Source organism: bacterium (genome assembly GCA_040757115.1).
GTDB lineage: Bacteria > UBA9089 > CG2-30-40-21 > CG2-30-40-21 > SBAY01 > JBFLXS01.
This window is the reverse complement of record JBFLYA010000015.1, coordinates 4,463-20,561: the sequence shown is the minus strand read 5'-3', so window position 1 is coordinate 20,561 and position 16,099 is coordinate 4,463. Positions and strand designations below refer to the sequence as shown.

Here is a 16,099-nt window from a genome sequence, read left to right as displayed (position 1 = left end):
TGTAGTAGGCAGGAGAAACACTCATGCCCTGGCGGGGCACAAAGTGGGATGAAAATTAAGGGGCTCGGGACTCGGGGCTCGGGAATAAAAGAATCCCCTACCCCCGAAATCCGAACCCCGAACCCCGATTTTCAGGAGAAGGGAAGTTTCACGCCAAGCACGCAAAGACCGCAAAGAAAAATAAGGGAAAAATTACCTTTGCGTCCTTTGCGTGAAAAAACTATTTTCAGGGGAAACGGTCATGCCCACAGGGAGTGGGCACAAAGGGGGATGAAAATTGAGCATAGAGATTGGAGATTGGAGATTAGAGATTAGCAAGAGTGCAGGTTCTAATTCTCTAATCTCTAATCTCTAATTAACTATTTTCAGGGGAAACGCTCATGCCCACCGTGAGTGGGCACAAATGAAGATGAAAATAAGTAGTAAGCGGATTTAGCGGATTGAGCAGATAAAAAAACAGAAAAGAAGTCCGATTTTTCAAGAGAAAGGAAGTTTCACGCCAAGCACGCAAAGACCACAAAGAAAAATAAGGACAAAATTACCTTTGCGTCCTTTGCGTGAAAAAACTATTTTCAGGAGAAGCACTTATGAATAAATTAAAAATATTATTATGTCTACTTATCGTTTTATCTTTATCCCCTCTTCAAGCAGAGGAATCAAAGGAAATACCACTTCCTCCTGAGACATTACCTCAAGAGGTCCGGGAAAAAATAAAGGAACAACTGAGATTAGAACAAGAAAGACCACAACCTCCATTACCGACAACAGATAGAGAAATAGAGATACCTCCTGCCGAAATTCAAACCCCAACTAAACGCACCCTGAGTAATAAAATAACCATTAATGTCAAAAATATGGAAATAATCGATGTGCTTAATATCCTGGCTAAAAAAGGTGGAATGAATATAGTTGCCAGCAAGAATGTGCAGGGTAGAGTTACGATATTCTTAGAGGAGATAAGTGTAGAAGATGCATTAAAGGTCATCTGCGAGGTGAATGATTTAGCTTATGAAAAGAAAGATGAATTAATTAAGGTTATGGCTAATCATGAATATGAACAGTTATATGGTAAAAAGGCGAACGACCGCAAAATACTTAGAATGCTTGAAATAAAATATGCTCAACCGACTTCCATCCTTCAATTACTTAATGGAGTAAAGAGCAGAGACGGTAAAATATTTATAGATGAACGGGCAAATAAACTTATTATTATTGATTTACCAGAATTAATCCAGCAGATGCAAGAGATTATCAAAGTATTAGATACCCCATCAATAACAAAGACTTTTACCCTTACTTATGCCCAACCCCAGAAGTTAGAACCAGTATTAAAGAGTCTCCTATCCCGAGATGGAAAACTTCAAACGGATTCTTTAAATAAGAAGATTATTGTTACGGATATATCTGAAAAGGTAGAGGTAATTTCCCAATTGATTACAGAGTTTGATAACTATCCCGAGCTGAGCACAGAAATTTTTACCCTTAACTATGCTAAACCAGAAGAAATAGTCGAAAAGATAAAGGATGAGCTAACTAAAGAGATAGGAACAGTTAAGATGGATAAAAGGACAAATAAGGTTATAGTAAGTGATTTGCCTTGTCAGATAAAGAGGATTAAAGAGATTGTTACTACCTGTGATACCCAGACAAAAGAGGTAGTAATTGAGGCAAAAATTATCCAGGTAAATTTATCAGATGAGTTTAAATTTGGGATAGACTGGGAATATTTAGCCCAGCAGACGGATAACTTGAATATCAAGACTAACCTTGGTGCGTTAACCCAAGGTGAGGCAGGAATTCGGATAGAGGCAGGGGTATTAAATACCGATGATTATCATATACTCTTAGAGGCACTAAAGACTATTGGAGATACAAAATTACTCTCTACCCCCAAAGTAGCAGTAATAAGCGGGGAAGAAGCAAAAATTTTAGTGGGAAGTAATGTGCCTTATATCACTGAAGAGACTGTAGTTCCACAACAAGGGAATCCGATTAAGGTGCAAAAGGTAACTTATATTGATGTGGGCGTAAAACTCTTTGTTACCCCAAAGATAAGTGAGGATGATTTTGTTACTATAAAGATAAAACCCGAAGTAAGTGCTGTAACAAGATATGTAAATGATAACCTCCCTGTCGTAGAGACTTCTAATGTAGAAAGCGAAATAAGGATAAAAGATGGGATGACCATTGTTATTGGTGGGTTAGTAAAGGAAGAGAAAACCAAGGAGATTGCTCAAGTACCTTTCTTAAGGAATATCCCATATCTGGGCTATTTATTTAAGAAAGAGACGACTAAGAAACTTAACTCAGAACTTGTTATTTTACTTACCCCTAAAATTATTACTGGAGAAGAAAAATAGAGCAGCAGAACAGTCTTGAGCAGCAAGGCTAATTGCTTTTTCATAAATAGGTTCCTCTTTTGGGGAGAGCGATAGCAAGAAGAACTTTAATGTAAATATCAAAATGCAAATATCAAAATTACAATGCAAAATGCAAAAATACTTGTAAATTAACAAAGTAGCTGGAGAATATTTTGATTTTTGATTTGTAATTTTACATTTTGATGTTTGATTTTTAATTTATTTTATGGTATTCCAAAAAAGTGGAAGTTGATTTTGCAAAAACCATAAGCCTTGCCCTACGTCTGACATCGGCTATTTACAGGAGAATAGTATGTACCAATCTATATCAGAAGAAAAGGAGAATCTGGTGGAAACTGATATCCCTTATGTGCAATTACAGGATATTCATATAGATGCGAAGGCAATCAGGAAGGTTTCCGCTAAATTTGCCTTACATTATAAACTTATACCTCTATCTTTAAATGATAGTTATCTCACGGTAGCTATGACTAATCCCACAGATATTCATACCTTAGATGACATAAAACGCCTCTTAAAGTACGAAATAAAACCTGTTTTAAGTAATGAAGTAGATATATTGAAGGCAATTAAAAAATACTATGGAATAGGGGCAGAAACCATAGAAGGAATAAAGGCAAGAGGAGACTACTTTGAAGGAGCAAGACTTGAAATTACAAGCGAAACAAAAGAATCTGAAGATATAAGTAATAATGCCAAAGACCCATCGATAATTAAGTTTGTTAATGAAATTATATTAGAATCTATTAATGACCGAGCTACGGATATTCATTTTGAGCCTTATGAAAAAGAGTTAACCATAAGATACCGTATTGATAGCATACTTTATAATATTCCTATACCCGCTAAAATTAGCCAGTTCCACCAGGCAATTATCTCAAGGATAAAGGTAATGGCAGATTTAAATATTGCAGAACATAGAGTTCCACAGGATGGCAGGATAAAGATTAAGGTAGGCAAAGATGAATATGATTTACGGGTATCTGTTCTTCCTACACCTTTTGGAGAGAGCGTAAGTATAAGAATTTTGAGTAGAAAACCATATACCTTAGAAGAATTAGGGTTATGTGATGAGGATTTATTAAAAATAAATCGATTAATAACTCAGCCGCATGGTATAATATTGGTTACAGGACCAACGGGTTCCGGGAAAACAACTACCTTGTATGCCTGCTTGACTAAAATCAACTCTATTGAAAAGAATATAATCACTATTGAAGACCCAATTGAGTATCAAATAAAAGGGATAACCCAGATGCAAGTTTTACCAAAGATTGATTTTACCTTTGCTAATGCACTACGCTCGATGTTAAGACATGACCCGGATATAATGATGGTAGGAGAAATAAGGGATTTAGAGACAGCAGAATTGGCGATTAGAACCGCATTGACCGGACATCTGGTATTTTCTACTTTACATACTAATGATGCCGCAGGAGCTATTGCCCGATTACTGGATATGAAGATAGAACCTTATTTGATATCATCCTCTATTGAGGCGATTATTGCTCAAAGATTGGTAAGGAAGATATGCCCGAGGTGTAAGGAAGGAGACAGAGGGCAGAGGACAGAAGACAGAGGACAGAAGTTTGGCTGTGAGGAGTGTAGATATACAGGTTATAAAGGGAGAACAGGAGTTTATGAGATTTTATTAATGAGTGATGAGATAAGGGAGTTAATATTAAACCAATCTCCTACTTATAAAATTAAAGAAAAGGCAGTTGAATTAGGGATGAAGACATTACTTGAAGATGGAATGAAAAAGGTAGAAGCAGGAATTACAAATAAATTAGAGGTATTAAGAATAACACAGCAGTGAGGACAGAGGTCAGAGGGCAGAGAGCAGAGGGCAGAGGACAGAGGACAGAGGGCAGAGAGCAGAGAGCAGAGGGCAGAGGACAGAATGACAATACCTTTAAAATCTGACTTCTGATTTGAGGAGAAGGAATGCCTAACTTTGTATATAAGGCAAAGGATAAATCGGGTAATATATTTGAAGGTAACATAGTTGCTGAATCACAAAAAATAGTTGTCGATACCTTAGATAAAATGGGTTATTTCCCTGTTTTGATACAGGAAGAACAGAAGGCAGAGGGCAGAGAGCAGAGAGCAGAAGGCAGAGGGCAGAGAGCAGAGGACAGAAAACAGAAGGAACTATGGCGATTTAACCCGATAAATAATAAGGAAGTGACTATGTTTACCAGACAAATATCAGATTTACTTGAAGGCGGACTTCCTTTAAATAAAGCCTTATCCGTATTATATCAACAAACCCAAAATAAACAATTTAAAATAATAATCGAGGAGGTAAATAAAAATGTTCAGCAAGGGATGAAATTCTCTGATGCCCTAAATAAATACCCTAAAATATTCCCTGCATTTTTAGTAACTATGATTAAGGTTGGAGAGGCAGGAGGTATGTTACCTCATGTGTTAGATAGGGCAGGAGATTATCTTGAAAGGATAGAAGATTTGAGGATGAAGGTATCTACCGCATTAATTTACCCTTGTTTATTAGTCGCGGTAGGAATAATAAGCATTTGTTTCCTGATGACTTTTGTTATCCCGAAGTTAGTAACTATGTTTGAGGATTTAGGACAAAATCTACCATTTCCTACCCTTATTTTAATCTTTAGTAGTAATTTTATGGCTAAATATTGGTGGATGATATTCGCTTCTTTTATAATTGTCATCTTTGCCATAAAAAGGATGCTTGCTACTCAAAAAGGTCGTTTAACTATCCATAAATTCTTGTTGTCATTACCCTATATAGGTGAGGTGATAAAAAAAGTAGAGGTTTTAAAATTCAGTTTAAATTTAGGCACTTTATTGAAAAACGGCGTGTCCATATTAGAGGCTTTAAAGGTAATTAGTAGTCATAGTGGTAATTTAATTTTTAAAAAGGATATTGATAGAATTTATAAACAAGTCGATGAAGGTAAGGGATTTGCGAATAGTTTAATAGACAAAGAGTTTTTTTCATCTTTAATGGTCAGTATGGTATCTATTTCCGAAGAAGGTGGCTTTTTAGAAAAGGCATTATTAAAAATAGCCTCAAATTATGAAAAGGAACTTGATAGGTCAATAAAAGTAATCACCTCATTATTAGAACCAATAGTGATTTTGGCTATGGGATTTATGGTCGGATTTATTGTTATTGCCATGCTATTACCTATTTTTAAGATGAATATCTTAGTAGAGTAAAAAAATAGGAGGACTGAGGTATGAGAAACAATAAGGGCTTTACTTTAATCGAACTTATGCTTGTCATTATCATTATTGGCATATTGGTAGCGATGGTCTTGCCCAGATTTACTGGCAGAACTTATCAAGCAAAGGTAGCGAGAGCTAAAGCAGATATTGTCAGTATTTCAGTTGCCTTAGATATGTATGAATTAGATAATGATTCCTACCCCACGACTGAGCAAGGATTATCCGCTTTGAGACAAAAACCTACTACTCCACCTATCCCGAATAACTGGAAAGGAACTTATCTTAAGAAGAAAATACCCGTAGATCCCTGGAATAATCCATACCATTACACCTGCCCCGGGGTGCATAATGAAGATTACGACTTAATTTCTTACGGAAAGGATGGTGTAGAAGGTGGCGGTGATGATGTATGCAACTGGGAAGAAACACAAACAGATAGGAGAGAGTAAAGGTTTTACTTTACTTGAATTATTGATAGTTATATCTATGATAGGAATACTAATACTAACCGCGATACCATCTTTTAAAGGAACATACAAAAATCTTAAAATCTCTCTAACGGCTAAAGAAATGGCTTCACTTATCACCTATGCCCGACAAAAGGCTGTCTTAGAAAGGACTAAATATAAACTGAATCTCGATTATCAGGGTAAAAAATACTGGTTATCTGTAGAAAAAGACCCAATTAACTACCCTGATTATTATGTTAAGTCTGGAAAAGTCTATTGTCTTCCAGAAGAATTTGTAATGAATAGCTATCTTGATGCTATTATCTTCTATCCTGATGGTAGAGTTAATATAGGGGTATTAACTCTTAGAGATGAAGAGAGTAGAGAGTATATTTTAACATTTGGCACAAGGATTAATTATGTTAAGATTTACAAGAAAGATATGGACTAACAGTGGTTTTATCCTTCTTGAAGTGATGCTTTCCCTGTCTATTCTCTGTCTGGGAATAGTTTTAATCTTAAGCTCTTTTATGATAAGTTTGCAGGCAGTAAAGGCATCTAAGAATTATACAAAGGCGGTTTTTTTACTTGCCCAGAAGATAAGTGAGTTAGAAAATACTACACAAGAACTTTATTCGGGAAAGATAGAGGGAGGATTTGAAGATGAATCCGAATTTACATGGAAAGCCGAAATTAAGAAAATAAAGGAATTAGATTTGAAAGAGGTAAAGGTAATAGTAGAATGGAAAGAAGGGATAGTAGATTTAATCACTTACTTATAAATGGATTTACCCTGATTGAAGTGCTTATTGGTATATCAATCTTTATGATTATTATCACGGCTATCTATACAACATTTAGTCAAGGAATTAGTGTAACTAAGATGGGTGATGAAAAGGTATCTTTATACCAGGAATTAAGACTATCCTTAGATGAGATATCCACTGCACTTAGAAATACAACTAAATTAGAGAATGAGAAATTTGAAGGTAAAGATACCTATTTGAATTTTTTAGCCTTAGATACACAAAAACAAACTTTATCAAAAATAACCTATCAATGGGATGAAAATAAACTTTTAAAGAGAGAAACTTTTCTTGCATGGCAAGAGAATAAAGATTTAGAAGAGACAATGATAGAATCTGTAGATAAAGTAGAATTCAAGTATCTGGATTTAGAAGACATCTGGCATGAAACATGGAATACGAATAAACCACCTAAAGCAGTAAAAGTCTCTCTCTATGCGGATAAAAAGATGTTTACTACGACGGTGTGGATTCCCATAGGAAGCTCGATATGAAAACAATGAAGGATGAAAAAGGAGTGGTATTGATTGTTACCCTGTGGATATTAACTATCTTAACCTTATTAGCTATTTCTTTCTCTCATCGGATGAGGGTAGAGATAAAATTGACTGAATTTCAAATTGATTCCCTACGGGCTTTATACTTAGCGAAGGCAGGAATTAATTATGCTATTGCAGAGTTAAAAAAAGATACAAATGATTATGATGCCCTTAATGAACCGTGGAATGGGCAAAAAGAGGTAGAATTGGGCAGAGGAAGATTTATCTATCAAGTAAGTGATGAGGAACGCAGAATTAACCTGAATTATGCTACAAGAACAACCCTTGAGAAGCTACCACAGTTGAATAAAGAGATAGTCTCCTGCATAATTGACTGGAGGGATGTAGATATTAAGGAAGAAGATTATGAGGCTGAGGATGAGTATTACCAGAGTATTTTAAAAAATTATCATTGTAAAAATGCACCTTTTGAATCCATTGAAGAATTATTATTAGTCAAAGGAGTAATTTCAAAAATACTATATGGAGAAGGTAAAATTAACCAATTGATAACGGTATATGGTCAAGGGGCTATAAATATTAATACGGCCCCTAAGGAAGTATTATCTGTCTTACTAAATGAAGAATTAGCTCAAAATATTATTAATTATCGAGCAAGATTTGATGGAAAAGAAGGGACCGAGGATGATAACATATTTAAAACACCACAGGATATAAAGAATGTCCAGGGAATAGGAGAGAAATACAACTCAATTAGCCAACTAATTACTACTAATTCTAATACCTTTAGAATTAGTGCGACAGGGATAGTAAATAAAGTAACTAAAAAAATAACTTCAATAATTGACCTCGAAACAGGCAAGATAAAATATTGGAGAGAGGAATAATTTAGACAATGATTATTACCGGTATAGACTTTGATGATTATTCAGTAAAGATAATTCAAGTAAAGAAAGACTCAAAAGGAAGGGTTAAACTATTAAAATTATGCTCTACTCAAATACCTCAAGATGAGGATGAGACAAAGGATAATAAGATATCTCAAACTATAGCTGAGCTCATAAAGAAAAATAAGATTAGGGTAGTTAATCTTCATACCTGTATCAATCGGCAATTTGTTACTATCAGATGGTTAGAATTACCCTCCGTAGATGAAAAAGAGCTGGCAGAAATGGTTAAATTCCAAGCAGGTAAACTCTTACCTTATCCTTTAGAAGAACTCATCATAGATTTTCAAATCCTATCTCAACAGGATAATTCCACACAAGTAATGTTAGTGGTAGCACATAACGACATTGTTAACAAACACCTGCAGATTTTAAAACAAATAAAATTAGAACCTACTCGAATTCTTTTAACATCCGAGGCAATCTTTAATTCCTATCAGCATACCCAACTTGAAATTCCTCTATCCATAGCCATATTAGATATCGGATTTGCGACTACGGATATTATCTTTATTAATCAAAATAGATTACTCTTTAGCCGTAGTGTCTCTATCCCAGGAAGAGACCCTTTAAAAGGAATAGCCGAGGAGTTAAGGACATCTTTAACTGTATACAAACGAGAAATTAAAGGGGCAGAAATTCAAAAAATTGTCCTTAGTGGTGAAGTAGCAAGTTTAAAAGGACTGAATAAAAGATTAGAGGAAGATATAGGTATTCCTGTGGAGATATGTGCCCCTTTTAAAGGTTTTATTGTTCCACCTGAAAACAGAGGACAGAAGTCAGAAGACAGAGGTCAGAGATCAGATAAAATGCCTCAACTAACAACAGTAGTAGGGTTAGTTATTGGCTCTGCAGAAAAGAGGATTGACCTGTTACCTGAATCCATCAGAATAAATCAAAGAAAAAAAGATAAACATACTAATTTTATCTTATCGGGCATATTGGTAATACTTTTAATCTTGAGTTTATCTGTCCTTACCATTACAAAACTCTGTGCTACTTATCAATATATAGATTATCTTGATAAAGAAATTAGGATTAATCTACCTTTAGCTAAGGATATAGAATTAAAGAAAAAAAGACTTGACGCTATTTCTGAGCAGATGAGTAAACAGCAATTAAGCCTTGATATATTAGCAGAAATTTATAGATTAATTCCTATAGATATCTCTTTAAATGAACTTATCTTTGAAAAAGAAACCTTGACTATCATTAGAGGAGAGGCAAGAAATATGTCAACAGTGTTCTCCTTAATTTCTACACTGGAAGATTCAGATTATTTTAAGAATGTAAAGGTAAATTATGCTACCAAACGAAGAGTAGGGAATCGTGAAGTAACTGATTTTCAAATTAATTGCCCACTGGAAAAGGAAGAATTATGACTTTTTCACAATTTACCAAAAGAGAAAAGAAATTATTATGGATTACCATTGCCGTCATTCTTGGTTATGCAGGATATACTTATCTACTTGAACCAGGCTATAATTTTTTGTCCAAATTGAACAACGAGGTATTATCTAAGGAAATACTACTTTTAAAAAATAGACGAATTATTAGCCAAAAGGATAAAATCTCTACGGTATATAACAAATTCTCCAGGACATTACAGATAAAAGGTTCTCTGGAAGAGGAATTAGCGGATACTTTAAAAGTGATAGAATCTATATCTAAGGCTTCAAACCTTTATTTAGTAGATATTAAGCCGGGAATAGTTAAGGATATGGGATTTTATAAAAGACTTATCATCGTAGTTGAGGCAGAAGGGGAAATAAATCACCTGACAAAATTTATCTATCAATTATCATCTAAACTTCTAAAGGTTTCATCTTTAAGACTAAAAGCAAAAAGTGGAACTAAGGGTGTCTTATCTGCCCAGTTGGTTATAAGTAGAATCTTAGAGGAGTAACACAATGTTACCTTTAAATAAGATAAGTTTTGCAAATAAAATTTTATATTTAGCAAATTTAATTCTCTGTATTGGAATTATTATCTACTTTTCTTTGCCCAAAAAAGAATTAGTAATCAGTAGAAAAAGAGGGGATATAAAGTTAAACGCTATAAATTTACCTCCTTCTAAACCCTATTCGTATTATAGTAATTTAATTGGTAGTCGATATTTATTTGTTCCTTTAGTGGAGGAAGAGGTAAAAGAAAAAGTATTTCAGCAGTCATTACCTAATTTACCCGTAATATCTCCGCCACCACCACCTCAATTACCGCCACAATCGCCACCACCAGATATACCGCTTAAAATTCCTTTAGAGAAGCGAGTAGGTAATTTAAGATTAATAGGAGTAGTGTTTGATGAAAGTAGTGGGACAGCAATAATTCAAGATGGAAACAAAGCACATCAATATTTCCTCAAAAGAGGAGATTACATCCAGGGAGTAAAGATAGATGAGGTATTTGAAGATAAAGTAATTTTAAAAGATGGAGATGAGATAGTAGAATTGAGGATGTAAAAAGTGGGGATAGTTCGTTATCAAACCTACACCCTAAAAAAATCGTAACCGTTCAGATAGTAATTCACCGCAGAGACGCAGAGGAACAGAGAAGAGATTGAAATAAATCAGACAACAGAAAAGATTATTGAGGCAATCATAGTAATACATAGGACCTCAAAACCAAATTTGTTAATCAATCATGATATGTCGGTTTTCAAAAGCTTGCTCTGATGAAAATCCGTGATGGAATGAGGCATGTGGTAAATAGTTTTTAATTTTTTCTCTGCGTCTCTGTGTCTCTGCGGTGAACGGTTACAAAAAATCCTTTGACTTTTGGCAAAAAATGTGATAAACTATTACAAAAAGGTAGAAATTTTGCGATGTATGTTCAAATCTTATTAGCCGGATTAATTGGTGGATTAATAAATTTAGATACTTATTGTATTGCCCAAACAATGGTTTCCAGACCATTGGTTGTTTCGCCTTTTTTAGGATTAATACTGGGGTCATTGCAAGGCTCGCCTCAAGAAGGATTATATTTAGGGGCAATCATTGGAGTTGTTTTAGAATTAGTCTGGATAAATACCTTTCAAGTAGGCACTATTATTCCACCAAATGCCGCGATAAGTAGTATCACAACTACTTCATTAGTCTGTATTGGTAGTATTACTCTACCACTTAATTTGTTAGAAAAAGTAAGTTTTTTAATTTTATCTATGTGCTTTGGAATCATTGTTGGTTTTTTCTCCAGATGGATTGATTTTTTCCTGTTTGAAAAGGTTAATATTACCCTTTTACACAAATTAGAGGCTAACATTAAAATAGGAAATTTACAGATGATAGAATGGATAAATTGGATAAGTATAGGAATGAGTTTTATTATCCATTCCTTAATCTTGATTGGGACTATAAGCGTGGGACTATTTGCCGTTAAAATAATAACAAATCTTTTAGCCACTAAATTTGATTTAACCATTATTTTATCATTACTTTTATTATTTGGTTGTGGTGTAACAATAAGTGTTTTAGGTGTCCGAAAGTATTTTATTTATTTTGTGGTTGGTTTTATTTTAACAAGTATTGTAATTTTTATAAAAGGCTAAATCTATGCTATCTAAAGGTGATATTTTCAAGATATTTTTCAGGTCATTATTTGTGCAGTCAATATTCAATTTTGAGCGGATGCAAAGTGTAGGATTTGTTTATACGATATTCCCAATGATAAAAAAATTGTATTCACAGCCTCGAGCACAAAAAGAAGTTATTCTTCGACACTTAGAATTTATCAATACGCATCCATATTTTATTACATTAATTAGTGGCTTAATTATTTCAAAAGAAGAAGAACTATCAAAAGGTAAAGAAGGATTAACTCCGGGTGACATCTCGGTTTTGAAATCATATATGACATCGCCTCTGGCTGGAATTGGAGATAGTTTGCTTTGGGCAACATATCGCCCTTTAATCTCCCTTTTGGGAATGATGATAACATCAACCTTAATCTGGATACAAAAATCCCCTATCTGGGGAATAATCTTTTTCTTGATTATTTATAATATTTTGCCTTTATATCTGAGATTTATCGGCATAAAAAAAGGATATTGCCTTAAAGAAAACCTGATAGAAAAAATCAGTAAAATCTCTTTTCAGCGGATTAAATCTATATTCAATATTATCGGCATAACTTTTTTGGGGATATTAAGTAGTATTCTTTGCTGGTTTAATGCCCGTTTAATAAAAACTGATGTGGTTGAAGAATATTTTATTGGAATAGCATCATTGATAATTATAATTGCCACAGGCATTGGCATTAGAATAAGAATCAATCCCTTGATTATCTTTTTGTTCATATTGGGAATAGGAAGTTTATTAGTTTATTTTAAAACAATGGGAATGTGGTCTTATAATTCTGAAATTAAATATTTAACCAGGATTATTTTATGAATTCAGTAGAAAAAATAGTTACACTTGAAAATAAATTAGGGTTACACCTCCGGGCGGCGGTTATTTTCGTCCAGGCTGCCACTAAATTTCAATCAGTGATTAAAGTAAAAAAAGTTAATAACTCAGGTTCAGGATGGAGAAATGGCAAAAGTATTTTAAGTGTGGGAACTTTAGATGCAGGCAAAGGTAGTCAAATAATAATCAATGCCCGTGGCGAAGATGCTATAGAGGCGGTAGAAAAATTAACAAAATTATTCGAAGATAAATTTGGAGAAAAAGAATGATAACTTCATCGATGTTAAAACTTAAAGGCGTAATTGCCTCACCAGGGATTGTTATCGGCAAGGCTTATTTATTAGATATAACTAAGCTCAAGATAACCCAGAGAAAGATTACTGAAGAAGAAGTAGAAAATCAAATTAATAGTTTTAAAGAGGCAGTTGGACGCACTGAAAAAGAAATTGTAAAGATTAAAGAAAAGGTTCATGAAGAGATGGGTGAAGAATATTCGAATATCTTTGAGGCTCATTTATTAATTTTAAAAGACCCATTACTTATCTTTGAGGTTTCTGAAAGAATAAGAAAAGAATATATCAATGTAGAATATGCCTTGTGGGAAGTTCTGCAGATGATTACTGAGAATATCGCTGGATTAGAAGATGACTATATGCGAGAACGAGTAGTAGATATTTATGACATAGGTCGGAGAATATTAGAAAATTTAGTTGGAACTACTAATATTAGTCTACAAGAATTAAGGGAAGATGTTATTGTTGTTGCCCATAATTTAACACCATCAGATACCTCGCATATGTATAAAGGGAAGATAATGGGTTTTGCGACAGATATAGGTGGTCAAACCTCGCATACCGCCATTATGGCGCGTGCTTTAGAAATCCCAGCCGTAGTTGGATTAAGAGATATAACATTTCGAGTTAAATCCGGAGATATTCTAATTATTGATGGTAGTCATGGTATTGTTATTGTTAATCCAGATAAAGCGACGATTAACGAATATGAGAAAAAGAAAAAGATATTTGATGAATTTAAAGCGGGCTTAGCCTGGCTAAAAGACTTACCAGGTCAAACGAATGATGGTTATAGAGTTGACATTGCGGCTAATATTGAACTACCAGAGGAAATTGATGTTGTAAAGGATGAAGGGGCAGAGGGAATTGGATTATACCGCACTGAATTTTTGTATCTGGATAGAACTGAATTACCAGATGAAGATGAACAATTAAAGGCATATCAACAAGTAATATCTCAAATGAAACCATATCCTGTGACGATAAGAACATTAGATGTAGGCGGAGATAAATATTTATCTTACTTAGGAACTCCAACCGAAGTAAATCCTTTCCTTGGATTGCGAGCAATCCGATTATGTTTAAGATATAAGAATATGTTTAAAACACAAATAAGAGCCCTATTTCGAGCCAGTAACTTTGGTAAATTAAGAATAATGTTTCCAATGATTTCAGAATTAGAAGAATTACGAGCTACAAAAAAAATCATTGAAGAGGTAAAACAGGAATTAAAGACAGAAAAGGTATGTTTTGCTCCGGACATAGAACTTGGCATAATGATTGAAACGCCTTCAGCGGTAATGATTTCAGATATTTTAGCCAAAGAAGTAGATTTTTTTAGCATTGGCACAAATGATTTAATTCAGTATACCATTGCTATAGATAGAGTTAATGAACAATTAGCTCATCTTTACAACCCGGCGCATCCGGCTATTTTACGCTCTATTAATTATACCATCGAATCTGCACATAATCAAGGAATATGGGCAGGTATGTGTGGTGAGATGGCTGGTGACCCATTATTTACGATTATTTTAGTCGGGATGGGAATAGATGAATTAAGTATGTCCAGTAGCTCTATCCCGAAGGTAAAAGAGGTCATTCGGTCAATAAGCCTTATTGAGGCAAAAGAATTAGTGCAAAAAGTACTTAAATTGCACAGCGTCAATGAAGTAGAAAATGTCCTCAAGGAAATAATGTATAAGAAATTCCCTCATTTGTTCAATACAGCAAGAAATCACTTAGTGGAGGGTTAATTTCCTTTGTAACTATTCAGCATACCAAGCAAGTAGGTAGTAGGAAGTAGGAAAGGGGGAAAATACTTCATACTATTTTACTCTTAATTGATTTGATTAAACCTATAAGCATCCTACTCACTTCTTCAGATATATCCCAAATGGATTGAAAATCTGGCAGATAATTAAGATCTTTAGATAGAATTAGATAATACCTTTCTTACTTCCCTACTCTCCTACTTTCCTACTTTCAGGAGGAAATAGTAGGCAAGTAGGTAGTAGGAAAGGGATAAAGGATGTGCACGGTATTCCTCTTCTGGGGACAATGTCTCCCCTTTCCTACTTTCCTACTCTCTTACTTTCCTACAGGGTGAATAGTTACTTTAGTTTTTAATATCATTTGTCAATCACCTTAATAAAAATCTCCGATGAGTTGCCGACATCATCCAGACACACAATCTTGTGTTTACCCTCTTGCGGCTGGTAAAATATCTTTTCGGAAGCTCCAACCAAAGCAATCTTTTTATCATCGACAAACCAATGTATCCTTTTAACAGAATTTGGCACAGATGCCTCAAATGCAATCCTTTGATACCTCTGGTCAATCTCCATGGTTCAGATAAAACTCGGGATTACTCGCCGTCCCCGTCCAAGTGCCATTCTTTATATCCCACATGGTTCAGATAAACTCCAGCTGAACTTAGCCACAATATCGTAATTAATAACTTTATATCCCACATGGTTCAGATAAAACCTGGAGAAGCATTGTTCCATAGTAAGGATGACACACTTTATATCCCACATGGTTCAGATAAAACTCAAGAGAAGTATTTGAAAAAATTAGAGAGCCTATACTTTATATCCCACATGGTTCAGATAAAACGAGCCTGGACACAGACGGACTAAATGAATTTAAAATCTTTATATCCCACATGGTTCAGATAAAACCCGCTTTTGCAGATAGCATCGCCTCGTAAGTAATTTCTTTATATCCCACATGGTTCAGATAAAACGTGTCCGCGGATAGAAGATGCGGGTATTTTTCTTTCTTTATATCCCACATGGTTCAGATAAAACTTTGATAATTGAATAGGGTATCCTCTATTATTTAAACTTTATATCCCACATGGTTCAGATAAAACTCCAACTTGACCTGCGATACACTTATCAAAAATAAGCTTTATATCCCACATGGTTCAGATAAAACGGTCCCGCTGGTATTAGCCCTGCTGATGTAAATTCCTCTTTATATCCCACATGGTTCAGATAAAACCCCTGTGCAAAAAGCTATTATTCAACGAACTGAGAACTTTATATCCCACATGGTTCAGATAAAACTGATGAAGATACATCTCTTATCAGTGCCAGAGA

The 16,099-nt window shown here is 34.5% G+C and carries 15 protein-coding genes, 1 pseudogene and 1 CRISPR repeat array; of the genes and pseudogenes, 15 read left to right on the top strand and 1 reads right to left on the bottom strand.

Annotated elements, in window-relative coordinates; translation table 11 throughout:
* Positions 1–587: 587 nt before the first annotated feature.
* The 15 genes from AB1422_02265 (at position 588) to ptsP (ending at position 14,749) form a co-directional block, all read left to right on the top strand.
* Positions 588–2,360 (top strand): secretin N-terminal domain-containing protein, encoded by a 1,773-nt coding sequence (locus AB1422_02265; GenBank protein MEW6618169.1) that lies wholly within the window; start codon positions 588–590, stop codon positions 2,358–2,360.
* Between the two features lie 289 nt (positions 2,361–2,649).
* Positions 2,650–4,200: a GspE/PulE family protein gene (locus tag AB1422_02260; protein ID MEW6618168.1), complete on the top strand. Its 1,551-nt coding sequence runs from the start codon at positions 2,650–2,652 to the stop codon at positions 4,198–4,200.
* A gap of 128 nt (positions 4,201–4,328) precedes the next feature.
* A complete protein-coding gene (locus AB1422_02255; protein ID MEW6618167.1) occupies positions 4,329–5,585 on the top strand; it encodes a type II secretion system F family protein in 1,257 nt (418 codons plus the stop codon).
* Positions 5,586–5,605: 20 nt separating this feature from the next.
* On the top strand, positions 5,606–6,043 hold the full coding sequence (gspG, locus tag AB1422_02250) for a type II secretion system major pseudopilin GspG (protein MEW6618166.1): 438 nt from the start codon (positions 5,606–5,608) through the stop codon (positions 6,041–6,043).
* Positions 5,997–6,494, top strand: coding sequence for a prepilin-type N-terminal cleavage/methylation domain-containing protein (locus tag AB1422_02245; GenBank protein ID MEW6618165.1), 498 nt, complete (start codon positions 5,997–5,999; stop codon positions 6,492–6,494). Before gspG ends, AB1422_02245 begins: the two co-directional genes overlap by 47 nt.
* Positions 6,463–6,825 carry a hypothetical protein gene (locus tag AB1422_02240; protein ID MEW6618164.1) on the top strand — a complete coding sequence of 121 codons (363 nt, stop codon included), beginning with the start codon at positions 6,463–6,465 and terminating at the stop codon, positions 6,823–6,825. Before AB1422_02245 ends, AB1422_02240 begins: the two co-directional genes overlap by 32 nt.
* Positions 6,786–7,343 (top strand): type II secretion system protein GspJ, encoded by a 558-nt coding sequence (locus AB1422_02235; protein MEW6618163.1) that lies wholly within the window; start codon positions 6,786–6,788, stop codon positions 7,341–7,343. The genes AB1422_02240 and AB1422_02235 overlap by 40 nt, the downstream gene beginning before the upstream one ends.
* Positions 7,340–8,236 carry a helix-hairpin-helix domain-containing protein gene (locus AB1422_02230; GenBank protein ID MEW6618162.1) on the top strand — a complete coding sequence of 299 codons (897 nt, stop codon included), beginning with the start codon at positions 7,340–7,342 and terminating at the stop codon, positions 8,234–8,236. Before AB1422_02235 ends, AB1422_02230 begins: the two co-directional genes overlap by 4 nt.
* Before the next feature lie 8 nt (positions 8,237–8,244).
* Entirely contained in the window at positions 8,245–9,678 is a 1,434-nt protein-coding gene (pilM, locus tag AB1422_02225) for a pilus assembly protein PilM (protein ID MEW6618161.1), read from the top strand.
* On the top strand, positions 9,675–10,202 hold the full coding sequence (locus tag AB1422_02220; protein ID MEW6618160.1) for a hypothetical protein: 528 nt from the start codon (positions 9,675–9,677) through the stop codon (positions 10,200–10,202). The genes pilM and AB1422_02220 overlap by 4 nt, the downstream gene beginning before the upstream one ends.
* 4 nt (positions 10,203–10,206) lie before the next feature.
* Positions 10,207–10,758, top strand: a complete 552-nt coding sequence (locus AB1422_02215) for a hypothetical protein (protein ID MEW6618159.1) — start codon at positions 10,207–10,209, stop codon at positions 10,756–10,758.
* Positions 10,759–11,066: 308 nt separating this feature from the next.
* The gene (locus tag AB1422_02210) at positions 11,067–11,843 is read left to right on the top strand and encodes a PTS sugar transporter subunit IIC (protein MEW6618158.1); all 777 of its coding nucleotides are present in this window, start codon (positions 11,067–11,069) and stop codon (positions 11,841–11,843) included.
* A gap of 4 nt (positions 11,844–11,847) precedes the next feature.
* Complete coding sequence (locus tag AB1422_02205; protein ID MEW6618157.1) at positions 11,848–12,684, top strand: PTS system mannose/fructose/sorbose family transporter subunit IID; 837 nt, start codon at positions 11,848–11,850, stop codon at positions 12,682–12,684.
* Positions 12,681–12,968, top strand: a complete 288-nt coding sequence (locus tag AB1422_02200; GenBank protein MEW6618156.1) for an HPr family phosphocarrier protein — start codon at positions 12,681–12,683, stop codon at positions 12,966–12,968. The genes AB1422_02205 and AB1422_02200 overlap by 4 nt, the downstream gene beginning before the upstream one ends.
* Positions 12,965–14,749: a phosphoenolpyruvate--protein phosphotransferase gene (ptsP, locus tag AB1422_02195; GenBank protein ID MEW6618155.1), complete on the top strand. Its 1,785-nt coding sequence runs from the start codon at positions 12,965–12,967 to the stop codon at positions 14,747–14,749. The genes AB1422_02200 and ptsP overlap by 4 nt, the downstream gene beginning before the upstream one ends.
* Before the next feature lie 375 nt (positions 14,750–15,124).
* On the opposite strand, the pseudogene AB1422_02190 reads toward ptsP, so the two are convergent.
* A pseudogene (locus tag AB1422_02190) lies at positions 15,125–15,322 on the bottom strand (hypothetical protein).
* A 3-nt stretch (positions 15,323–15,325) separates the two neighbouring features.
* Positions 15,326–16,066: direct repeats of the CRISPR family, unit length 29 nt; unit sequence CTTTATATCCCACATGGTTCAGATAAAAC.
* Positions 16,067–16,099 lie beyond the last annotated feature (33 nt).